Source organism: Methanomethylovorans sp. (genome assembly GCF_050177135.1).
In the GTDB taxonomy this organism is placed as follows: Archaea; Halobacteriota; Methanosarcinia; order Methanosarcinales; family Methanosarcinaceae; genus Methanomethylovorans.
In genome coordinates, this window is record NZ_JBFXHJ010000004.1 from 1 (window position 1) to 19,970 (window position 19,970).

Below are 19,970 nucleotides of genomic sequence, written 5' to 3' on the forward strand. Positions count from 1 at the left end.
ATTGTTAAAAATTGAAGGAAACACTTTCATATAGATAATAACCAATGGCAACAAAAATAGAAATTTAAGCGCCGAGGGGGAGATTCGAACTCCCGAGGGGCTGAAGCCCCACAAGCTTTCCAGGCTTGCGCCCTACCACTAGACTACCTCGGCATTTCGCCTGTGCCAGCATTTAGGGTAAACATCCACATCCATTATTACTCTTTCGGTGCATGCAGCCATTCCATTGCTTGCATCCATGATACCGGCACTGTCCATCTTTGCAGTGGCTATTGCTACCCCTTCACCTTTCAGAGTAAAGAGGCACACCTGCTGTTCATGCTTTATGCCGGGATCAAGACTTACTATCCCGGGCACAGCAAGAGAAGCTCCGTGGCAGAGTGCATCCACAGCGCTGTCACGAACTACGATCTTGGGAAGATGCGACAGACCTTCCTCCATAGGCCTTACTACCCTTCGCAGCTCGCTTTCAAGCCCTTCATCCTTCCAGAAAACAAAAGCATCCTTCAATTCCTGCAAAGTTATGACAGTATCTTCATTAAAAGGCCCTGTCCTTGTCCTTATGAGCTGTTGCATGTGAGCCCCGCAGCCTAGCGCCAGACCAATATCGTGGCAAAGCTTTCGTATATATGTACCTGCTTCACACCCAACTTTCATGAGCACCATGGGACCATCGATCTCAAGCACATCAAGATAATAGATGTTCCTGACACGTATGGAACGTTTTACTGCCGATATCACAGGAGGCATCTGATAGATCGGACCCGTGAACTCAGCACAGACCTTCTTTATGGTCTTCTCCGGAAGTACATCGTGCAGCCGCATGAGACATACATATTCCTTTCCTGAAAGACGAAGTGCAGAAACGGTCTTTGTGGCCTTACCCAGCATTATGGGAAGCAAACCAGTTACACCCGGGTCCAGAGAACCGGAATGACCTGCCCTTTGAAGTCCTAAAATGGCTTTCACCCACGCAGTAACCTCATGACTGGTAGGACCATTTGGCTTGTTGAGATTAATTACACCCATAAGCAAATGCTGTTCTATGGAGCGCATATAGGGAGAACAGCCATAACGAACATCAGTCAATGCTTTTGTCTTATGGATAAGTTCAATGTGCTTGCCAACTAAAATATTAGAAGAATCAGGATCTTTCAACTGTCCGCTCTCCCCCTTTATTGATAAGAGCATCGATGCATGTAGAAAGTATATGAATTATCTGGAATTGGTCCCATCTGTTCGAGTCTATTACAAGATCGTAAATTGACAGATCATTTATATCAATACCATGGATCTCGCGATATCTCAAAGCTTCTGAGGCTTCTCTTTCAAGAGTTTCCTCAAGAGCTTGTGTGAAAGAGGTCTTTTCACGGCCAACGATCCTCTGCACGCGAATATCTATAGGCGCTTTTAGCCACACTTTTAATGCATGGGAAGCCATATGCCCGGCAAGTCTGCCTTCCAGTATAATATTATCCCTAACCGCTGCGATCTCCTGCTGACGCTTGTCTATCTGGATGTCTATAGATTCGTCCTTTTCTGCCAATTCACCAAACTCAGCAAGTGTCACACCTCTCTCTTTTGCAAGGGTGCGGAATACCTCACCTGCAGAGATCATTTCCATTTCATAGTGTCTGGCCAGCAAATTGGAAACCGTAGTGGTACCGCTGCCCGGAAGACCACTAATGGTAATAAGCATTATACTCCACCAACATCCAATGCTTTCCTGATCAGCTGACTCACTGCAAGAGATGTAATGAAATACCAGAATATCCAGTATTGAATTGGACCCCAGACAGTGTCGGTAAGCACCTGATACCCCCAGAAAGGAAAGTTCAGAGAGGCACCTGCATGCCCTGAAATAAAATGATACGCCCACATGAACAATGGTAGCGAAATGATACTGATGTATGCCATGGGCTTGAATTGCTGTTTGGACATCTCCATCTGATCAGACATCATTTTTGTTCTCTGCTCCTCAAGCTTTTTCATTACAGCAGTGTTATTTGCAATCTGAGCTTCCCGGTACTCTTTCTGAAAAACGCGCATCCCTTCCTGAGTATTACGCATCAGTTCCCAGTCAATGGTATACTTCTGAATAAGGGAGGCATAAAGAGCTGTAATTGCAGCCATTATGAACAGAATAAGATGGAAGTTTGACTCTCCCACCAAACTAATGAGCGGGTCCATAAAAAAGCCCACTGCTGTACCCAGAGAATCCCTGAAATCCTGGCCTAATACCATTATTCCGATCATAAGGGATAAACCCAAGGCCAACAGCATATGATCGACTTTTTTCTTGAAATCAGTGGTTACCACGATCAAATCCCCACTTTATTTCCTATATGGATCAAGTACATCACATATTTGCCTGAAAACATCTTCAACGGAACCAGTACCATCGATGTTCACAAGAATACCCCTGTCGCTATAATAATCGATAAGGGGTTTTGTCTTAGCTGCATATACCTCGAGCCTCTGACGAACTACCTCTTCCTTATCATCATCGCGCTGATATAGTTTCCCGCCACAAGAGTCACATGTGCCTTCCTTTAAAGGAAGATTGAATATCAAATGGTAACTTTCACCACAAGAGCACATCCTGCGCCCACTCAACCTGCCTATGAGCTCGTCATCGGGAACATCTATATTCAGAACCACTTCAAGGGGCTTACCAATCTTCTTGAGAATATCCTGCAGGGCTTCTGCCTGTGGAATAGTGCGAGGATAGCCATCAAGCATGTACCCATCCTTACAATCGGGCTGCTGAAGGCGATCCCTGATGATCCCGATCAATACCTCATCTGGTACAAGCTCTCCTTTGTCCATATATTCCTTTGCCTTCATTCCAAGCTTCGTACCTTCCCTCACATTGGCACGTAAAATGTCTCCTGTGGAAATATGAGGTATATTGTAATGCTTAGCCAGTTCCTTGGCCTGGGTGCCTTTACCGGCACCAGGCGGACCAAATAATACTATATTCATCGAAATTTCCCCTTTTTAGTCCTGTCCGAAGAATGATCTGATCATCGGATGCATTTCCATCATCTGTTCCGATGCTATGTCCTCATACAGACGATATACAATGCTTACAGCAAGAAGAAGACCTGTTCCGCCTGCTCCTCCCAGCGTGCCAAGAAGACTTGCGACAAGTGTGAGCAAACCAATGAATGCACCACCTATGACAGTGACTTTTGGAATATAACGGACCATAACCTTTTCAATGCTGCCTACATTACGCCTGAAACCTGGGATCTGCATACCGGAATTGAATACCTTTTGAGCGGTCTGCTTTGCACCCATACCTGTTGTTTCTATCCAGAACAGAGCAAAGATGATCCCACCTCCAATGAGCATCACAGCATCTAAAAAGACATGCAGTCCGATCTGCCATACGGCTGGTACAGGAGCCCCCATGCTGGAAAAAGATTCCCTGACCAAGGATGGGATCCAGTCATATGGACTGTTAATAGGTGCAAGGTAATACATGATGCCATTTATCGGTTGTGAGCCTACATACTCCCCAAAGATCGTGATCCCTCTTCCACTCAATAAAAGGCCTATAAGCTGAATGTTAGCCTGAAGAGCACGCACAAGGATCATTGGAAGAACTGATGCATAGATCAGTTTCACAGGGAACTTGCCCCTGGCACCCCTTACAGCACTATGAGCCAAGGGGATCTCGATACGCGTACTTTCAACAAAGACCACCAGTAAGAATATGAGAATAGTACTCACAAGGGCCAGTATGCCTCCAGTTACAAGCACATACAGAAGCCCCTGCCCTGTTGTAAAGAGGGTGACCAACTCCTCATTCTGAATTATATATATCCATTTTGGAAGGAAACCTATAGGGAGGCCAGAAGAATCGGATTGCCAGTTAAACAGACCAGTAACTATCTGCTGGGAAACACCTGCTACAATGAAAAGACCGACGCCAGAACCAATACCCCATTTTGAGACCACTTCGTCCATGAACAGTATAAGCACGCCGCCAATGCATATCTGAACAAAGATAAGTATAGTAATGATGGTTCCACTGACACCCAAGGAAGTAGCAAGATCAAGATCTGGCTGGATATATCCACCCATGATCTGAGGCAAAGCTTCCAGTACGATCATCACAAATACCATGAATTTCTGTGCACCCTGGAAAAAAGCCTGGTCAGAAGGATTGGAAAGGTCCAGGTTTATCACGTTTGCACCAACAAGCAACTGGAGCACAATTGATGCTGTGACGATGGGACCTATACCAAGCAGGATCAATGAATTGGATGCCCCTGCAAAGAAGGCACGATATTGTTCGAACAAATCTATCGAATCTGCAGATAATCCAAATAAAGGCACATTAGCAAGTGCAAAGTATAGCACAAGTACACCCAACGTCCACATAAGTTTTTTCTTGAAATGTACGTGGCCTTCAGGACTGGCAACTGCAGGTAATTTTTTAAATATGGGGTCTAAACTCTCCTTGAAACTCATCATTCCACCCTTTAAGCTGGAGAAATGCAAACACAGAATTTGTGCTTATATACAATTAATAAACCTAAATATACGTTTACATTAATAAAGTTGCACCCTATAGTAGTTTATATTACAAAAATGGAATAAGTAATGCCTGTCGGCATTACCTTTAAGGCCCCAGGCATGAGCCGCCTGCAGCCTCTATTTTTTCTCTTGCCACGCCAGAGAACTCATAGGCTGTGACAGCAAGCTTCTTCGTAACCCTACCGGTACCAAGTACCTTATCTATGTCAAGACATGTCAGATCGATACGGTATTGCCCGTCCTCAAGCTGGGCCAGACCATCAAGTACTAACTCATCTGCAAGCTCATCAAGCTCACCCACATTTACGACAGATACCGGTTTAAGGGTCTTTGGCGGACGGGTGAAACCATGTTTACCCTGATCATACCCCAGAAGAATAGCTCTGATAGCATGATGTTTACAGATCCCTGCTCTTCCTCTGCCGCCGCGATTACCTGCGCCACGTCTGTTTTTGTGAGTACCGCCACCACAGGTGCGAGAACCTCTGAACTTCTTTGTGTTTCCCTTGCTCATGATATTACCTCATCTGGTTCAGAAGTGACTTTATATCTTCTCCGTGATTCCCCAGCACTCCTCCAAGCTCTACCGGCTTTTTGATCCCTGCGTGTCCTTTACGCGGCGGATGAAGCCTGAATACTGGTTTCAACCCCGGTACGTCCTTAAGTGAAGCTTTTCCGGCACATACCGCATCAGCAAGTTCAGCGATTGTGGAATAATCCGTATTTTGAGAAAGATACTCGTTTGTGAGCCTCTCTCCGCCTTCAAGCTTACCACGGTTGGTGAGCACCTCTGCAAGAGTAGATGCATCTATTGTACCGTAGGCAACATAGTCCTTGACCATCTGGATCATACCCCTATTGTGAGGAGTATCATTTATCACTACACAGTGATTCACCCTGTTCAGGCGAAGCATGTGAAGGGTATCCTGAATAGAACCCCTTACATCTACATTACCACGCATCCTTACAAGTACGAACATCTCAAGCCTCCTCCTTGCGGACATGGATCGGATGCTTGACAGTACCTGTTGCCTGCAGAGCATTGAATGTTGCCTTTGCGAAATTCAGCGTAGTTCTGGTAGTACCTTCTGTCCGTGTCCAAACGTCCTTGATACCTGCCTTTTCCAGCACTTTCTTTGCTGTTCCGCCGGCAGCAAGTCCAAGACCTCTGGGTGCAGGCATAAGCACTACAATAACACTTCCCGCCTTACCCTTTACTTCAGACGGTACGGTGTGGTTAAGACCACAAGCACATTCCCATGAACCGCATCCGCGCTTCACGCGTACCAGATTGATCTTCGCATTCTCAATAGCTTTTCTGATGGCCGGACCTACCTGATTATCTTTAGCCTGACCAAGACCCACAAAGCCATCGCCGTTCCCCACGATGACCGTAGCTCTGAACTTTACACGGCGTCCTGAGTCGGTCATTCTTTGGACCATGTTAATGTCCAGAACCTCATCTTCAAGGTTGGGGAGCAGTATATCCACAATTCTGGATTCCCTCAAAGGCAGTCCCGAATCGATCGCCTCGTCCATGGAAGTGATCTGACCCTCCTGAACTAGCTTACCAAGCCTTGTCTGTGGAATCCATTCCTCTTCTTCGAACTGATATGCCATATGATCACCTAATTGAAATCAGAAGAGATCTTTTCCTTGACCGCATCGAACAGTCCTGGCAGGTTTGATCCTTCCATATATTCTGCAATATGTTCGCCTCTGATCCTCTCATCAGAAGGGAATACGGATGGATCATGGGGCACCTCTAATCCTGAGTCGACTATGCCCTTTAAAGTTGCATAGACACGGGAACCAGGAGATGATGCCTGTAATCCAATATCAAGTATCCCATAATCGTATCCCTTGCTTAGGGTCCTGTAACCAAACAAGAGGCCGGTAAGATAAGCTGCCGGCGTGTTGCCAGTGGAAGCGTCATAACCATATTTCTTAAGCTCTGTAGATATGGCTGATGAAAGAGTGACATCGCCTTCAGGTGTGGGAGCTACTAGCTGAACCTGAATATGTTTTGAACTCTTACGGACCACTACACGGTCTTCTTTTGATAGGAGTAACTTAAGACGCTGGTGATAATTGGTGCGTCCTTCCCTTCGTCGCCTGAAAGCGACTTTATATCTGGGACCTGTTGCCATGATCATACCCTCCTGGATAAAATATCAAAGCTTCTCTTGCTCATCTTCATCCCTCACGTTTAAGGAGCTTCTGTGATTCAAGGTGTGATTCCATGTGTGCAACACTACGGTATTCTCCACCTTTTGCCTTACGATAGATCTTGCAATATGTGGATTTCTCCAATGAACCATCTGCACGAAGTTCCTTTAGCCTTGCCCTGATGGCACGGATCCTTTTAATCCACTGATCTTTTCTGGGGTTCCTTGCTCCCTTTGTACCTTTTCTTGAGCCCTGCCCCTTGCGGTGGCCATACTTGCGCTTAGCATCCCGAACTCTTGCACGACCTCTGCTGACCCCTTTTGGTTTAGCGGCTGCAATGCTTCCTTTCTTTATGAGTTCACGGAGATCCGCTCGTGTAATAGCGACTGCGATATCGCTAGCAGCCTCAGGATCCATCCATACTCTGTGTATACCACAATCCAGGATCTCTGCAGCCATCCTCTTCTGGTTAGAAAGATCCGTCATCTCATTCACTCCTGGAAGGATTGAGGATCTTTATTCCCATGGATACTGCTTTTTCCTGTATCATGGCTTTCTTTCTTGCACCGACCTTTGCAGCGATCCTAATAGCCATCGTATTAGCATCGAGGGATGAAACATCGTTCAGTGTTGAAACAATGACTTCGGAATAACCGGAAGGGTGTAAACCCTTAACCAGAACCGGACTGCCATAGCCTACCTGAGCATGAGCACCCTTTGCAACAAAACCTTTGCGTTTTTTGCTTTGCTGGCCTCTTGGGATCCTCCAGTTGGAGTCCAGCCTCTTGTACTTGTGACAATCAGTCCTCTTGAACTGGGGCTTCTTTGCCTTCTGAACCTTTCGAACGTTGAAAAGGCGTTTACCTTCAGCGTCCATGGATACACCACAGTTCATAGTTCCGGAAGAGGACTTAGCAATATTATCTTCCATTCAAATCACCTACAATATCTTCTCCACGATATAGATACCATCCTGGAATACACGGGGATCGAATCTCTTGATCTTCGTGGCTTGCTCTATGTTGGCTGCTGTCTGCCCCACATCCTCTTTGTTTATGCCAGTGATAGTGACCTGGTCGGCTCCTGCCTTGACCTTGGTCTCACCGAGGATATTTGCAGATCTTGCTTTCTTTTCACCCAAGAAGTTACCAATAACCAGTTTCTTACCCTCGACCTTCAACTGAATAGGGAAGTGGGAGTAGACAACCTTCATGCGGTATTCAAACCCTTGGGTCACACCTTTCATCATATTGTTAATATGTGAAGAGAATGTGCCGATCATAGCCTTGTGGGACTTCTTTGTAGAAGTTGAATCCACCATGATCTCAGAGCCTGCAACTTCAATTATGATTCCCGGATACCAGAGGTACCTCTCATTCTTTCCTTTGGGTCCTGATACGGAAAGGATGTCATCCTGGAAAGTAACAGTAACTCCTTCCGGAATACTGATCACGTTCTTCATCTCTTTAGCCATTGAACCACTCCATATCAGTACACATATGCGAGAAGCTGTCCACCGATATTTTTCTCACGTGCATCATATTGAGACATGACACCATGAGACGTAGTGAGGATCAATGTTCCAAAATTCTTGGCTGGCAAGAATTGCTTTTCCCATTTCTCGAAATCAACTGAACCTACTGAATAACGTGGCTTTATTGCTCCGCATTTATTTATTTTACCAATGAGCTTAACCTCATAAAGTCCTGCTTTTCCGTCCTCGATGAATTCGAACTCACCGAGGTATCCACTGTCCTGCATCACTTTAAGGACCGTACCTATGAGCTTTGATGCCGGTTTAAGCGTGCATGACTGTTTACCGATTGCCTCTGCATTCTTTATAGTAGAGAGTGCATCAGCAAGAGGATCTAATAACACCATTATTTTTCACCTCAAGTATATTTCTCAAATCCCATATCATGGGCTATCTCACGGAAACAGTGGCGACACAGGTAAATATCATATTTCCTTACAAGGCCCTGCTTTCTTCCGCATCTTTTGCATTCGTGTGCTCCGCGGCCAAATTGCTTAGTAGTCTGGACCATTTATGCTACCTCCACGAAATATCTCTCCTTGAAAAAGGAGATCGTATCGTCCTTTGTGATCCTGTGCGATGAAGGAACCTTTCTTTCAGATAACCTTCTTTTACTTATCCTGTATCCAGGACGATTGACCACTACATTTATGTCCATACCAAAAACACCGATGTTCGGATCATACCTCATTCCCGGGAAATCCGTGTGTTCTTCAATTCCGAATGCTACATTCCCATTTTTATCAAATTGGGAAGATGATAGCCTTTTCTCGACTATTGAAAGAGCTGTCTTCAGGAATTCCTCGGCATTGCCGCCGCGAAGGGTGACCTTGCAACCTATAGGTTCATTCTTTTTGATACCAAATGCGGGAAGGGTCTTCTTGGCATATGTACGAACCACTGTCTGGCCGGTAATTTCTTTCATGATCCCTTCAGCATTCACAAGGTGTTCACCGCTTTCACCTACAGCCATGTGAACAACAACCTTCTCGACCCTGGGAGCGCGCATTGGATTACTCAATGACCTCACCACCAAGTTTTATTTCCGGCTTATCCGTACCGACCACCACAACATAATCTTCTATGGTGTAGAATTCCTCATCTTCAGCAGCAATCTGGACAGTATTGGAGTTGGAACTACGCACCGTGTTGATACCCTTAATGGTACCTATTTTACCAGTATGCTTACCGCCAATGATCAATGCAAGATTGCCAACTTCATACTTGATATGCTTGATTATCTTCTTGTCAGGTACTGAAAGGATAACTGAGTCTTTAGCTTTGAAGTCATTTGAACCGATCAGGTTAGAACCGTCATTTAGATTAAGCTGCACTTTGCCGCCCTTGATAATGGTCTTCCCGCTGATCTTGCATAATTTGCTTGCCTCTGTACCTGCAAGTTTATGTAATTCTAATCTTCCCTTTCTATCGAGGAGCACACGATATGATTGTTCCATCTTAGGAATAGAAACTACATCTAGTAACCCTATAGGGAACCTTAGATCCTTCCTGATAATCCCATCAACAAGAATGGTGCCCTCAGAAAGCACTCTTTTTGCCTCTACTCTTGTGTCCACCACATGCAACATATCCCTGAGCGCCACTCCAAGAGGAATGCTCAGTTGCTTGTTGTGAGGACCTGGCCTTGTTGACGTTATCCATTTATTGGATTTCTTGGATGTCTGCCAGCTCTTTGGTACAGATATCCTTTTTTGATGTCTTCCCACAAAACCACCTACTTCCTGCTCAATACTTCTGATCTGCGGTCATCTTTCATTTCAAGGGATGTGATCGTTACGTTAGAAGGATAGACAGGTCTTGGCACTTCTGTACCGTCTGCTTTGGACACTGCTACTCCCTCTATAACTATAGTCCCATGTTTAAGTGATACCGCTTCTACTTTACCTGTGGTGCCTGCATGGTCCCCGCGCATCACCTTTACGGTGTCGCCGACAATGACCTTTGCTGTCCTGCGCCCATATTTTTCACGGAGCTCTTTTGAAAGAGGAGCACCCATGAATTTCTGCCTCAAGTGCAGTGGAGCAGTATACCGCATTTTTCGCTGTTTTCTTGGCTGATTAGTAACCATTGCATACACCTCACACTATTATAGAAGCCGTTGTACCGATCTTAGGATACCTTTCAGCGACTTCTCTTGCAATTGGTCCTTTCAGATCGGTTCCCTTGGGCAGACCGTCCTCATCAGTGATCACAACTGCATTGTCCTCAAAGGAAACTCTCAATCCATCTGGACGGCGAATTTCCTTCTTCTGACGGACTATTACAGCATACATGATCTGCTTACGCATCTCTGGAGTACCTTTCTTCACAGATACCACGCACATGTCACCTATACCTGCACATGGTTGCCTATTCTTGGTACCTCTGTAACGCTTTACAGATATGATCTCCACAACTCTTGCACCTGAGTTGTCTACGCAATCTATACGTGAACCACTGACCAATGACCGGGGTATGGTAGAACGAATCCCTTTCATGCCTCTACCCCCGTTTTGATGACCACATATGACTTTGTCTTACTAAGAGGGCGACATTCTGCAACAGTCACAATGTCTCCCACTTGAGCATCAATACATGGAGGATTGTGGGCATGGATCTTAGATTGTCTTTTCTCATACCTCTGATACTTGCTTATAAGTACTTCATGTCTTCTCTGGATGACCACGGTCCTGTCCATCTTGTTGCTGACAACGGTGCCCACCAGTACCTGTCCCCTGACTGGCAGCTTTCCGTGGAATGGACAATTGACGTCAGTACACTCCTCTTTAGGAGCGGGTACATCCAATCCGATATCTCTTGTCATGATTATTACCTCATGCGAATTTTCCTGATATTTTTAATTCTATTCTCGGGTTGTGAGAGCAATAAATTTCCGTTCACTTTCACTTGCTCAGTAACACGTGTATTCCCTCTGAGAAGAGGTATATGGAACAAGAATGTCGATCCTGATTTTGGAACCATCTTTTCATATTTGTCATATGTTTCCACGATCAGCATATTTCTTGTTTCACCTACCACTTTGCCGCGAATTTCCTCTAAAGAGGGATTGTTTGAGTTGATCACTTCTGTGAACAGTCCGATAAGTTCGTGAAATATCAGGTTATAAGCGGATATTTCCACTTAGATCTCCTTTGACTCTTTCTGGACAGTCTTAACACGCGCAATGGTCCTTCTAAGCAATCCAATTCTGCCAGGATTATCAGGAGCACCACCTGCAGAAGTAAGGGCGCGCTCACGTATGAGCTCATTCCTTAACTTTTCAAGCTCGTCCATCCGTTCATTAGGGCTCATGTCCCTTATTTCATTCATACGCAGTATAGCCATGATCAGCCCTCCCTGTGAATACGGGCTATCGGATGCCAGTAGTCATGTCCTGCATGTTTATGCTGCCAGACACCGTCGGCTTCCCTGCGCTCTTCATTTTCCAGAAGCTCACCAGATTCTGTATTACCAGTCGCACAGGAAGACTCTTCATCAGATACTTCCCTTTCAACTGTTTCCTTATCAGATGTTTCTGCCTTTACTGGTTCCTCTTCAAGAACCTCTTCAATCTCAGCAACCTCACCTGCAGCTTCTTCACTTACAAGCTTCTTGATACTTGCCTTTGGTTCCATAGGCTTGTCAACTTCTGACACTGCCTTTTCAACAACGGCCTTAAGCTTAAAGGAGTCTGGAAGAACAGCACCTGGTGGGATTATCCTTACCTTACAGCCAAGGGTACCAAGTTTCTTGATCGCTACAGCAAAGCCCTCATCGACTATATCGTCTACTGGTTTACCTGCATGCTTAATATAGCCTTCAACGATCTTCTCGGTCCTTGACCTTGCTCCTGTGAGCTTACCTGAGATCACGATCTCACAGCCAAGTGCACCTGCGTTCATGATCGCCCGCATGGCATTATGACCAGCCTTTCTGAAATACCAGCCTCTTTCGATGGATGATGCCAGACGTGTTGCCATCATTTGTGCATTGAGCTCTGGTTTCCTGACCTCCTGGGCATCGATCTGCGGATTATCCATATCATACATCCTGTCAATATCCCTTGTAAGTTTACGGATAACCTTACCAGCCTTACCAATGACCATTCCAGGTTTCTCGGCATAAACCGTGATCTGGGTTCCCATTGGAGTTCTGTTAACCTCCATGCCACCGTATCCAGCCCTGTTGAGCTGTTTAGCAAAGTATTCGTCCAGTGAGGCTTTGACGTAACCTTCACGCACGAACTTCTTCTCTATTGCCATTAGTGCACCTCGTTCAGTATAATCTCGATGTTAACAGTATCCGTGTTATACGGACTACCTCTTCCACGTGCCCTTGCGATCATACCAGGAATAACACGGCCGCACTTTGTGGCCACATGGGCTATATACATGCGCTCCGGGTCCAATCCTTTATATTCGGCATTGCTACCTGCATTCTCCAAAAGCTTGAGGAATGCTTTAGCAGCATCTACCGGATATCTTCCGCCTGCCATTGGTCCTTTCTTATGGCCTGCTCCTTCGCAATGCTTCTTGAAGGGAACTGCCTGTTTCTTGGCAACAACACCTTCGAGATATCTCTTGGCGTTCTGGGTACGCATGCCTTTAAGAGCCCTTCCGAGTTCCCTTGATTTCTTGGGAGAGATATGAAGCTCGGAACCCATTGCCTTAGAGCTGGTCTTTGGATCCATTTCTAAAGTATAATCAATCCTTGCCATACGTCATCACCTTACTTCAGCGGCACGAATCTGCTAGAACGGGTTGCTCCTACACCAGCACTTCCATGAGAAACTTTTGAACGGCTTAATGCAAATTCACCAAACCGGTGTCCGATCATCTCAGGCTGTATCTCAAAGTCCAGGAAGCTCTTGCCATTATATACTGCAACGGTCTTGCCTACCATATCAGGAAGTATTATGACGTTCCTGTAATGGGTACGCACGTTGTCTGCACCATCCTTAATCTGCTGCATTACATTCTTCTGATGCTCATTGAAGCCTCTCCTGATGGAGCGACGTTCTTTTGCTGTAAGAAGTTCTGTGAATTCCTCCGGGCTCATTGCCTGAAGTTGCTCAACGGTTTTGCCACGATATGTGAACTCACCTTTTCTTTTTGGTAATTTAGATCCTATTTTTTTTGCCATGGGATTACCTCCGGTTTAACGCCTTCCGGTCCTGCGTGCCGCTATCTGTCCAACCTTACGTCCGGGAGGAGCATTTCTACCAACAGTTGTTGGCCTACCGGGATGCTGCCTGTTACCTCCACCGAAGGGGTGGTCAATTACGTTCATGGCAACTCCCCTCACACGAGGATACTTCGCAGCTCTTGTCTTCATCTTGTGATATTTCTTACCTGCTTTGAGGAAGGGTCTGTCCAGCCTCCCACCGCCTGCAACGATACCAACAGTGGCACGGCATTTAGAGTTAAGCCACTTCATTTCACCTGATGGCATCTGAACAACTGTTTTTCCCTTATCATGAGAAACCACTGTTGCATAAACTCCAGATGAACGTGCGAATTGACCGCCGTCATTTGGCTTTGACTCAATATTGCATACGGGAACACCTTCGGGAATATTGCTAAGTGGTAGGACATTACCGGGTCTTACTTCAGCTTCAGCACCACATGATATGATGGTACCGACAGCCATTCCCTCGGGAGCTACGATCATTCGCTCCTCACCGTTAGCAAAAGAAACTTTTGCCAATGGAGCGGAACGTGCGGGATCATGCTCAAGGCCTACTACAGTACCAGTTAACATTTCATTACCGTTCACTTTGGGGTGCTTCAGAGAAGCCTTGTACCTGTGAGAGGGAGCTCTGTAGGTAGGTGTACCGCGACCTCTGTTCTGTGAAATTATTCGTTTACCCATTATTACTCACCTCACATTAGTCCTATCCTTGTGGCTATCTCATGCGCAGCATCAGTTTCACTGAATGTCACGATGGCCTTCTTCTGGCCATTCATGGTGCTCATTGTACACACTGATACAACATTAAAGCCATACATCTTCATGACATCTGATTTTATCTGCCCTTTGGTTGCCTTACTGTTGACAATGAACTGGAGCTTATTGTTTTCCAGTAACATCATGGCTTTTTCTGTGATGAATGGATAATTTATAGCTGTCATACGAACATACCCTCCAGAGCTGCTATAGCAGATTCCGTCCATATGGTCAGTCTGCCTGCATGAGTTCCCGGGGCCAGCAATTCGGTGCTTATGGAGCTAACTGAAACAACATCCACACCCGCCAGGTTCCTTGCGGAATTGAACAATGCACTGTCCTCATCAGCAACGATCAGCAGACTTTTTCTGTTCTTATACCTTCTTCCTCTAAGCTTTCCACGACCAGCTCTGATGTTCCTGCCTTCCTTTGCGCGCAGGACATCTTCGAAGACACCAGCCGCTTTAAGGAACTGCACAACTTCCTTAGTTTTGGTCAGATCCTGCACTGCATTCTCGGCCACAAGAGGTAACTGTACGCTCTGCTCGAACTTGTGTCCGCGAGCCCTCACGAGCTCTGCATTAGCGGTAGCTGAAACTGCTGAGCGGATAGCAAGCCTTCTTTCTTTCTTGTTTACTTTTTCAGTCCTGTCAGCTTCTGGCTTTGGTGGATGTGCTGCCCTTCCCCCAACTGCTTGAGGAACTCTGGCTGCACGGCTACCAGTTACGATCCTTGGGATCTGTGCCACACCGCGTCCTGATCCCCAGGATACTGCCGAGGTCTCCATACCTGCATATAAGCGAGGACCATAGGGCTGATACCTCTTGGCCTGAGCTGCAAGCACTGCCCTCTTTATAAGATCCGGCCTGTATGATTCATTGAATATCTCAGGCAGGGAGATCTCACCTTTTGGATTACCAGAAATCCCAATAACATTAGTTTTAGCCATCTAATTCACCCCTGCTTGCTCTGTGTGCTGATGTGAACTATCTGAGGTTCACCCATAGCGGATACTCTCGCCCTGGTAGGTTCACGCAGTCTGATAAGTCTCTTGGATGGACCTGGAACACTACCTTTGATAAGCACATAATCGTTCCTCACAAGACCAAAGTTCATGAAACCTCCGACAGGGTTTATATCCTCGGGGTTTGTACCTATCTTGAAGATACGCTTATTACATTCAGTCCTCTGGTGGAAACCGGTCTGACCCATCTGAGGTACCCTCCAGCTCACATGTGCCGGCCTGAAAGGACCAAGGGTACCTATCTGCCTCAGGCTTCCCTGACGGGAATGCTTACCTTTCTGAAGCATGATACCCCATCTTTTAACAGGGCCCTGGGTACCTTTGCCTATAGTGATAGCAGCCACATCCACTAAGCTGCCGCCCTTGAAAACATCGCTTATGCGCACTTCTTTGCCGAGGATAGACTTTGCATATTCATACTTATCCTTAGCATTCGCGCCGCTTATGCCGGTCTCCATTATGTCAGCATTCTTCTTGGGAACACCTGAAATGCTTTTTGGTGTGGTATAGGTCACTACTCTTATATCAGAAACTATACCATCGTTGATCAGTTGTTCGATCTTCCCCAGAGATGCATTAGTGTCATGCTTTACGGGGACATTAATAGTCTTTGCAAGACTCTCATCAAGTTCCAGGCTCCATGCCTCTGCGACTGCCCGCTCAGCATTATTATCTTTAGCATATGCCCTTATAGCAGCTACCCGTATAGCCGGTGTTTCGATCACAGTTACAGGCACTGTGATCTCAAGACCCTCTGTAAGGCTGTTCTTGGTATCATCGATGATTACCACATGGGTCATACCGACCTTGTAACCAGCGAAATCCTGAAGTTTTATTCCAGTTTCTGATACCGGCCATGACCTGTAACGTGGTATGGGGCTTTGTGCTCTTTTGCGCGGACTGAACGCGAGTGATCCTCGCCTTGGTCTGTGTCCTTTTGCCATTGTAATTCTCCCGATCTATATTATTTAGATTTGGCCGTTCAACTTTCTTGCTGATAGCATGGGTCATGCAAAAAGTCCAAGTGCCACTGGGATCAGAAAACACAGATTCATCGTGTTATCGACGGCTATACTGCCGCTGCTGTACAACCGTAAAAAGCAGTATACTGCCCTATACCGGTAGGATCATAGCAGACATCCCTACAGTGGTCATCTCCAGAACGATTTAAACACCTTATGTCCCTGCAGACGTTTCCGCAAGCAGGAGGGCATTCTTGAAGAGGCCCCGAACATCACATGTTAAATCCGACTTTTTCACACGTAGTTAATGATTTCATTGCGATATGCAAGGCAAACCTTACATACCCATCTCTATCGTTGCGCTTAGATAGATAAATACATATATAAAACCTTTGCATGAGAGAAGTATCTGAAAGATGAATTAGAAAAATGTTTCCTAATCCGGCTTCCATAAAAGGGTCTCGGACTTCTTAGTTGATCTGGTACTAACTAGATGGTACAGATATATGTCCGGCTATATAACCATTCACTTGGTCTATCACAATCGATCGCTGAGGAGCTATAAGATCTTATTAGATTGCAACTTAAAGGATAAAGATACCCTATCACTCCACTAATATCACTATACGCGTTAAAAGCTCACTCTCCGGCACTTCCTGAGGAGAGTTATAGTAGTATTCGTATGCAATACCACTTGCTTTATAGCCATTCTTCTCTATCCATTCTGCCATGTAGGCATAAGGCTTTTCCATACCTGAATAAGCACCCTTGTACATCATTGATACATAGGTGCCTGCAGGTATCTCTGAACTTCGGATCTCTGCACTGCCTTCCAAAGGCTCAGCAACCGGAAAGCCAATCTCTATATCAAGGTCTTCCATGTCCATATTATAATAGGCTACAAAAGGTACTCCTGTAAGCTGCTGGCCAATCTTGTCCATATATTGCATGATCTTTCCGTAGCTTTCACCTATCACGAGGGGAAGATTCTGAACCTTCGCCCTTGTCCTGATGGACAGAACAGGCTGTGCTAGTTCTTTTTTGACCTCTATGCTATTATTCATCTTTTAGCTCCTTTTTTAAATAAGAGTAATTTCACAAGATCTGGTATAAAATATTAGTTCCCCGGAAATATCCATTTGAGTCTATTGTGGCTTATGATAGCGTTCTCTCATTTAAGTACGTCTTCAGATATTCCTGTGATCTTTCTGCAATATGCTGTGGACCCAAAAGAAAATAAGACCCAAGGCAAGCTTTACTGAATGAAAGAAAAGTAAATAAATGGATAAATACCCAGTTGGAAGCGAGTGGACCAGAATGGTCAGGCCTGAAGCCGACCAAACTCAAATGCTTTTATATTAATGTCCATTGTCCTCTTTGGCACTGATGCTTTGACACAATCTAGCAATACATCTTCAGAAAGCGGCAAATACTTGGAAACTGCCCCTATCATCACAGTGTTCATAGATTGCACATGACCAGCTTCTTTGGCAAGCTGCACAGCATTGAAAGCCTTTACCGTAAATCTCTGCTCGAGGTAATCAATGATCTTTGCCACATCAGGATAGGACGAAAGACCCGAAGTTACAGTGACAGGCAATACCGGCTCAGTATTGAAAAGAACTACTCCATCATCCGACAAGTACTCAATATATCTTAAAGCCTCACTGGGTTCCAGAGCCAGTAAAGCATCAGCGCTTTTCAATGGAATGAGAGAACCGAACTCACAGCCGATCCTCAGATGGTTTACCACTGAACCACCCCTCTGGGCCATGCCGTGGGTCTCGGCGGCCATCACTGGCAGTCCTTCCTTTACGGCAGCCTTACCAATTATATCCGAAGCAAGAATAGTACCTTGCCCCCCAACGCCTGCTATTACCAGATCGAAAAGGGAAATTCCTGCAGAACTCATCTCTTCACCTCCATGATCGCTCCAAACTTGCAGATCTGGGCACATACACCGCATCCCGTACACATATTGCTGATCCTCGCACGCTTAAGCTCATTATCAAATTCTGTGGCAGGGCAGCCAAACCTAACGCAGGCCTTACAGCCTGTACATTTTTCCTGATCCACTGAGAATGCTGGTTTTCTGGCACCTGACCGTCTCAGATCTATCACACATGGCTGCCTCGTTATGACAACAGAGGTACCTTTATAATCCCTGGCACGTCTGAACACATCCTCAGTGGATGCCAGATCATAGGGATCGACCTCTTCCACGAATTCCACTCCTAGAGCACGACATATATCCGATATGGATACAGCTACTGTGGATTCACCTACAGCTGTCCTGCCCATTCCGGGATTTGGCTGATGGCCGGTCATGGCAGTGACCCTATTGTCCATAATAGTAACTGTTATGTCAGCCTTATTATATACTGCATTGAGCAGGCCGTTCATTCCTGTGTGGAAGAAGGTGGAATCACCGATGGAACAGCATATGGGATGTTTCTCTCCTGCATGATATATGCCTGAAGATACGGTTATACTTGCGCCCATACATAATGTCGTGTCTACAGCACCTGACTGTACCCCAAGAGTGTAACAGCCAATATCGCTCGGATAAATTCCGTCCTTTCCGAAAACCTTTTTCATAACATAGAAAGCAGCCCTGTGAGAGCAACCGGGACACAATACAGGAGGACGTGAAGGAAGTTCAAGGTCCATATCAGGAGCCTTTGGAGAAACTACAGGCAGCCCGAATGCCTTTGAAATTGCTTCCATACAGATATCAACATTAAGCTCCCCATGCCTGGGAACAAGCCCCTCTGATTTTCCCAGTATCTTTGTTCCGATACCATTCTTCTGTGCCATGATACGTACTTCATCTTCTAACACCGGCTCAAGTTCCTCTATCACAAGCACTGTGTCTGCATTCTGCAACATACCAGTGATCTTGCCCTCGGGAGCCGGATATGCGCATATTTTCAGAAAAGATGCATCCAGGCCCATTCTTTTCATAGCTTCCCTGGCATAGACAGAAGCTATACCTGAAGCGACAATACCCATTTTAGATCCTGCTCTGAGTTCAAGCTGGTTCCATGGAGAAGTCTCAAGCTCTTTCCTGATTTCCTCGTACACCTGCAACACATAAGGATGTCTTGGTCTTGCATTCTTGGGCATCATGATCCATCTTTCAGGGATCTTCTCGAACTTTATCTGTGGCTTGTCTTCAGAGATCTCTCCAAGCTCCACATCAGACTTGCCATGAGAGATACGGGTAGTAGGCCTGAAAATCGCAGCTGTCTGAAACTTATTGGACAGCCTGAAAGCATCCGGTATCATATCCTTTGCCTCCTGAGGAGTTGAAGGATCAAAACAGGGCATCAGTGCGAACTGGGCATATTTACGTGTATCCTGTTCGTTCTGAGAAGAATGACATGATGGGTCATCTGCGGATATTATTATCATTGCACCTTTAACACCCATATAAGAAAGGGTCATAAGTGGATCGGAGGCTACATTGAGCCCTACATGCTTCATGGTGACAACAGATCTGGCACCGGCAATAGCAGCCCCTGCAGCAACTTCAAAAGCCACTTTCTCGTTCACCGACCATTCCACATAGAAATCCCTTTTTTCCATTGCTGCAAGGGTATCTATGATCTCCGAGGAAGGAGTACCCGGATAACCAGCTATCACCTGGCCGCCTCCTTCGATGATGCCCCGCGCTATGGCGACATTACCAAGCATGAATTCACGTGTTCTCATGTCAATCTCCTGCTATCCCTTACAGAACAATTATTGATAAATATATCTAAAAGGGAAGGTTACGATTTTTTCA

31 protein-coding genes and 1 tRNA gene are annotated in these 19,970 nt (G+C 45.8%); all 32 read right to left on the minus strand.

Annotated elements, in window-relative coordinates:
• Positions 1–69 precede the first annotated feature (69 nt).
• A tRNA-Ser gene (locus AB7U21_RS00760) sits at positions 70–153 on the minus strand.
• Complete coding sequence (locus AB7U21_RS00765) at positions 139–1,158, minus strand: RNA-guided pseudouridylation complex pseudouridine synthase subunit Cbf5 (protein WP_428386461.1); 1,020 nt, start codon at positions 1,156–1,158, stop codon at positions 139–141. The genes AB7U21_RS00760 and AB7U21_RS00765 overlap by 15 nt, the downstream gene beginning before the upstream one ends.
• The gene (cmk, locus tag AB7U21_RS00770) at positions 1,145–1,699 is read right to left on the minus strand and encodes a (d)CMP kinase (protein ID WP_333786871.1); all 555 of its coding nucleotides are present in this window, start codon (positions 1,697–1,699) and stop codon (positions 1,145–1,147) included. The genes AB7U21_RS00765 and cmk overlap by 14 nt, the downstream gene beginning before the upstream one ends.
• Positions 1,699–2,319, minus strand: coding sequence for a DUF106 domain-containing protein (locus AB7U21_RS00775; RefSeq protein WP_333786872.1), 621 nt, complete (start codon positions 2,317–2,319; stop codon positions 1,699–1,701). The genes cmk and AB7U21_RS00775 overlap by 1 nt, the downstream gene beginning before the upstream one ends.
• A 15-nt stretch (positions 2,320–2,334) precedes the next feature.
• Complete coding sequence (locus AB7U21_RS00780; RefSeq protein ID WP_428386464.1) at positions 2,335–2,985, minus strand: adenylate kinase; 651 nt, start codon at positions 2,983–2,985, stop codon at positions 2,335–2,337.
• Between the two features lie 15 nt (positions 2,986–3,000).
• On the minus strand, positions 3,001–4,482 hold the full coding sequence (gene secY, locus AB7U21_RS00785) for a preprotein translocase subunit SecY (protein ID WP_333786874.1): 1,482 nt from the start codon (positions 4,480–4,482) through the stop codon (positions 3,001–3,003).
• Between the two features lie 151 nt (positions 4,483–4,633).
• The gene (locus AB7U21_RS00790; protein WP_292351078.1) at positions 4,634–5,062 is read right to left on the minus strand and encodes an uL15m family ribosomal protein; all 429 of its coding nucleotides are present in this window, start codon (positions 5,060–5,062) and stop codon (positions 4,634–4,636) included.
• A 4-nt stretch (positions 5,063–5,066) separates the two neighbouring features.
• Positions 5,067–5,528 carry a 50S ribosomal protein L30 gene (locus AB7U21_RS00795; protein ID WP_333786875.1) on the minus strand — a complete coding sequence of 154 codons (462 nt, stop codon included), beginning with the start codon at positions 5,526–5,528 and terminating at the stop codon, positions 5,067–5,069.
• Position 5,529: 1 nt separating this feature from the next.
• Positions 5,530–6,168: a 30S ribosomal protein S5 gene (locus tag AB7U21_RS00800; RefSeq protein WP_333786876.1), complete on the minus strand. Its 639-nt coding sequence runs from the start codon at positions 6,166–6,168 to the stop codon at positions 5,530–5,532.
• Positions 6,169–6,176: 8 nt separating this feature from the next.
• Positions 6,177–6,698, minus strand: a complete 522-nt coding sequence (locus AB7U21_RS00805; RefSeq protein WP_333786877.1) for a 50S ribosomal protein L18 — start codon at positions 6,696–6,698, stop codon at positions 6,177–6,179.
• Between the two features lie 46 nt (positions 6,699–6,744).
• Entirely contained in the window at positions 6,745–7,203 is a 459-nt protein-coding gene (locus tag AB7U21_RS00810) for a 50S ribosomal protein L19e (protein ID WP_333786878.1), read from the minus strand.
• A gap of 1 nt (position 7,204) precedes the next feature.
• On the minus strand, positions 7,205–7,648 hold the full coding sequence (locus AB7U21_RS00815) for a 50S ribosomal protein L32e (protein ID WP_333786879.1): 444 nt from the start codon (positions 7,646–7,648) through the stop codon (positions 7,205–7,207).
• A 9-nt stretch (positions 7,649–7,657) separates the two neighbouring features.
• Entirely contained in the window at positions 7,658–8,191 is a 534-nt protein-coding gene (rpl6p, locus tag AB7U21_RS00820) for a 50S ribosomal protein L6 (RefSeq protein ID WP_333786880.1), read from the minus strand.
• Positions 8,192–8,205: 14 nt separating this feature from the next.
• Complete coding sequence (locus AB7U21_RS00825) at positions 8,206–8,598, minus strand: 30S ribosomal protein S8 (protein WP_333786881.1); 393 nt, start codon at positions 8,596–8,598, stop codon at positions 8,206–8,208.
• Positions 8,599–8,609: 11 nt separating this feature from the next.
• On the minus strand, positions 8,610–8,762 hold the full coding sequence (locus tag AB7U21_RS00830) for a 30S ribosomal protein S14 (RefSeq protein ID WP_015325345.1): 153 nt from the start codon (positions 8,760–8,762) through the stop codon (positions 8,610–8,612).
• Positions 8,763–9,260, minus strand: coding sequence for a 50S ribosomal protein L5 (locus tag AB7U21_RS00835; protein WP_428386486.1), 498 nt, complete (start codon positions 9,258–9,260; stop codon positions 8,763–8,765).
• A gap of 4 nt (positions 9,261–9,264) precedes the next feature.
• Positions 9,265–9,978: a 30S ribosomal protein S4e gene (locus AB7U21_RS00840; protein WP_333786882.1), complete on the minus strand. Its 714-nt coding sequence runs from the start codon at positions 9,976–9,978 to the stop codon at positions 9,265–9,267.
• An 8-nt stretch (positions 9,979–9,986) separates the two neighbouring features.
• Positions 9,987–10,340: a 50S ribosomal protein L24 gene (gene rplX / locus AB7U21_RS00845; protein ID WP_333786883.1), complete on the minus strand. Its 354-nt coding sequence runs from the start codon at positions 10,338–10,340 to the stop codon at positions 9,987–9,989.
• Between the two features lie 10 nt (positions 10,341–10,350).
• Positions 10,351–10,749, minus strand: a complete 399-nt coding sequence (gene rpl14p / locus AB7U21_RS00850) for a 50S ribosomal protein L14 (RefSeq protein ID WP_333786884.1) — start codon at positions 10,747–10,749, stop codon at positions 10,351–10,353.
• Positions 10,746–11,075, minus strand: coding sequence for a 30S ribosomal protein S17 (locus AB7U21_RS00855; protein WP_292351063.1), 330 nt, complete (start codon positions 11,073–11,075; stop codon positions 10,746–10,748). The genes rpl14p and AB7U21_RS00855 overlap by 4 nt, the downstream gene beginning before the upstream one ends.
• Positions 11,076–11,080: 5 nt before the next feature.
• Positions 11,081–11,392, minus strand: coding sequence for a ribonuclease P protein component 1 (gene rnp1, locus AB7U21_RS00860; RefSeq protein ID WP_333786885.1), 312 nt, complete (start codon positions 11,390–11,392; stop codon positions 11,081–11,083).
• The gene (gene rpmC / locus AB7U21_RS00865) at positions 11,393–11,596 is read right to left on the minus strand and encodes a 50S ribosomal protein L29 (RefSeq protein ID WP_292351060.1); all 204 of its coding nucleotides are present in this window, start codon (positions 11,594–11,596) and stop codon (positions 11,393–11,395) included.
• Positions 11,597–11,598: 2 nt separating this feature from the next.
• Positions 11,599–12,513, minus strand: a complete 915-nt coding sequence (locus tag AB7U21_RS00870) for a 30S ribosomal protein S3 (RefSeq protein WP_333786886.1) — start codon at positions 12,511–12,513, stop codon at positions 11,599–11,601.
• Positions 12,513–12,968: a 50S ribosomal protein L22 gene (locus tag AB7U21_RS00875; protein WP_333786887.1), complete on the minus strand. Its 456-nt coding sequence runs from the start codon at positions 12,966–12,968 to the stop codon at positions 12,513–12,515. Before AB7U21_RS00875 ends, AB7U21_RS00870 begins: the two co-directional genes overlap by 1 nt.
• An 11-nt stretch (positions 12,969–12,979) precedes the next feature.
• Positions 12,980–13,393 (minus strand): 30S ribosomal protein S19, encoded by a 414-nt coding sequence (locus tag AB7U21_RS00880; protein WP_333786888.1) that lies wholly within the window; start codon positions 13,391–13,393, stop codon positions 12,980–12,982.
• A 15-nt stretch (positions 13,394–13,408) separates the two neighbouring features.
• Entirely contained in the window at positions 13,409–14,122 is a 714-nt protein-coding gene (locus AB7U21_RS00885) for a 50S ribosomal protein L2 (RefSeq protein WP_333786889.1), read from the minus strand.
• A gap of 11 nt (positions 14,123–14,133) precedes the next feature.
• Positions 14,134–14,382 carry a 50S ribosomal protein L23 gene (locus AB7U21_RS00890; RefSeq protein WP_333786890.1) on the minus strand — a complete coding sequence of 83 codons (249 nt, stop codon included), beginning with the start codon at positions 14,380–14,382 and terminating at the stop codon, positions 14,134–14,136.
• Complete coding sequence (gene rpl4p, locus AB7U21_RS00895) at positions 14,379–15,146, minus strand: 50S ribosomal protein L4 (RefSeq protein WP_333786891.1); 768 nt, start codon at positions 15,144–15,146, stop codon at positions 14,379–14,381. Before rpl4p ends, AB7U21_RS00890 begins: the two co-directional genes overlap by 4 nt.
• 5 nt (positions 15,147–15,151) lie before the next feature.
• Positions 15,152–16,165: a 50S ribosomal protein L3 gene (gene rpl3p / locus AB7U21_RS00900; RefSeq protein ID WP_333786892.1), complete on the minus strand. Its 1,014-nt coding sequence runs from the start codon at positions 16,163–16,165 to the stop codon at positions 15,152–15,154.
• Between the two features lie 623 nt (positions 16,166–16,788).
• A complete protein-coding gene (locus AB7U21_RS00905; RefSeq protein WP_428386473.1) occupies positions 16,789–17,247 on the minus strand; it encodes a GyrI-like domain-containing protein in 459 nt (152 codons plus the stop codon).
• Positions 17,248–17,504: 257 nt separating this feature from the next.
• Positions 17,505–18,095, minus strand: coding sequence for an indolepyruvate oxidoreductase subunit beta (locus AB7U21_RS00910; RefSeq protein ID WP_333786894.1), 591 nt, complete (start codon positions 18,093–18,095; stop codon positions 17,505–17,507).
• Positions 18,092–19,897 (minus strand): indolepyruvate ferredoxin oxidoreductase subunit alpha, encoded by a 1,806-nt coding sequence (iorA, locus tag AB7U21_RS00915; RefSeq protein WP_333786895.1) that lies wholly within the window; start codon positions 19,895–19,897, stop codon positions 18,092–18,094. Before iorA ends, AB7U21_RS00910 begins: the two co-directional genes overlap by 4 nt.
• Positions 19,898–19,970: the final 73 nt, after the last annotated feature.

Bases quoted from the DNA above. Each gene is read 5' to 3' on its own strand.
- cmk (WP_333786871.1), bottom strand. From the start codon at position 1,699: ATGCTTATTACCATTAGTGGTCTTCCGGGCAGCGGTACCACTACGGTT.
- AB7U21_RS00780 (WP_428386464.1), bottom strand. From the start codon at position 2,985: ATGAATATAGTATTATTTGGTCCGCCTGGTGCCGGTAAAGGCACCCAG.
- secY (WP_333786874.1), bottom strand. From the start codon at position 4,482: ATGAGTTTCAAGGAGAGTTTAGACCCCATATTTAAAAAATTACCTGCA.
- AB7U21_RS00790 (WP_292351078.1), bottom strand. From the start codon at position 5,062: ATGAGCAAGGGAAACACAAAGAAGTTCAGAGGTTCTCGCACCTGTGGT.
- AB7U21_RS00795 (WP_333786875.1), bottom strand. From the start codon at position 5,528: ATGTTCGTACTTGTAAGGATGCGTGGTAATGTAGATGTAAGGGGTTCT.
- AB7U21_RS00800 (WP_333786876.1), bottom strand. From the start codon at position 6,168: ATGGCATATCAGTTCGAAGAAGAGGAATGGATTCCACAGACAAGGCTT.
- AB7U21_RS00805 (WP_333786877.1), bottom strand. From the start codon at position 6,698: ATGGCAACAGGTCCCAGATATAAAGTCGCTTTCAGGCGACGAAGGGAA.
- AB7U21_RS00810 (WP_333786878.1), bottom strand. From the start codon at position 7,203: ATGACGGATCTTTCTAACCAGAAGAGGATGGCTGCAGAGATCCTGGAT.
- AB7U21_RS00815 (WP_333786879.1), bottom strand. From the start codon at position 7,648: ATGGAAGATAATATTGCTAAGTCCTCTTCCGGAACTATGAACTGTGGT.
- rpl6p (WP_333786880.1), bottom strand. From the start codon at position 8,191: ATGGCTAAAGAGATGAAGAACGTGATCAGTATTCCGGAAGGAGTTACT.
- AB7U21_RS00825 (WP_333786881.1), bottom strand. From the start codon at position 8,598: ATGGTGTTATTAGATCCTCTTGCTGATGCACTCTCTACTATAAAGAAT.
- AB7U21_RS00830 (WP_015325345.1), bottom strand. From the start codon at position 8,762: ATGGTCCAGACTACTAAGCAATTTGGCCGCGGAGCACACGAATGCAAA.
- AB7U21_RS00835 (WP_428386486.1), bottom strand. From the start codon at position 9,260: ATGCGCGCTCCCAGGGTCGAGAAGGTTGTTGTTCACATGGCTGTAGGT.
- rplX (WP_333786883.1), bottom strand. From the start codon at position 10,340: ATGGTTACTAATCAGCCAAGAAAACAGCGAAAAATGCGGTATACTGCT.
- rpl14p (WP_333786884.1), bottom strand. From the start codon at position 10,749: ATGAAAGGGATTCGTTCTACCATACCCCGGTCATTGGTCAGTGGTTCA.
- AB7U21_RS00855 (WP_292351063.1), bottom strand. From the start codon at position 11,075: ATGACAAGAGATATCGGATTGGATGTACCCGCTCCTAAAGAGGAGTGT.
- rpmC (WP_292351060.1), bottom strand. From the start codon at position 11,596: ATGGCTATACTGCGTATGAATGAAATAAGGGACATGAGCCCTAATGAA.
- AB7U21_RS00870 (WP_333786886.1), bottom strand. From the start codon at position 12,513: ATGGCAATAGAGAAGAAGTTCGTGCGTGAAGGTTACGTCAAAGCCTCA.
- AB7U21_RS00875 (WP_333786887.1), bottom strand. From the start codon at position 12,968: ATGGCAAGGATTGATTATACTTTAGAAATGGATCCAAAGACCAGCTCT.
- AB7U21_RS00880 (WP_333786888.1), bottom strand. From the start codon at position 13,393: ATGGCAAAAAAAATAGGATCTAAATTACCAAAAAGAAAAGGTGAGTTC.
- AB7U21_RS00885 (WP_333786889.1), bottom strand. From the start codon at position 14,122: ATGGGTAAACGAATAATTTCACAGAACAGAGGTCGCGGTACACCTACC.
- AB7U21_RS00890 (WP_333786890.1), bottom strand. From the start codon at position 14,382: ATGACAGCTATAAATTATCCATTCATCACAGAAAAAGCCATGATGTTA.
- rpl4p (WP_333786891.1), bottom strand. From the start codon at position 15,146: ATGGCTAAAACTAATGTTATTGGGATTTCTGGTAATCCAAAAGGTGAG.
- rpl3p (WP_333786892.1), bottom strand. From the start codon at position 16,165: ATGGCAAAAGGACACAGACCAAGGCGAGGATCACTCGCGTTCAGTCCG.
- AB7U21_RS00905 (WP_428386473.1), bottom strand. From the start codon at position 17,247: ATGAATAATAGCATAGAGGTCAAAAAAGAACTAGCACAGCCTGTTCTG.
- AB7U21_RS00910 (WP_333786894.1), bottom strand. From the start codon at position 18,095: ATGAGTTCTGCAGGAATTTCCCTTTTCGATCTGGTAATAGCAGGCGTT.
- iorA (WP_333786895.1), bottom strand. From the start codon at position 19,897: ATGAGAACACGTGAATTCATGCTTGGTAATGTCGCCATAGCGCGGGGC.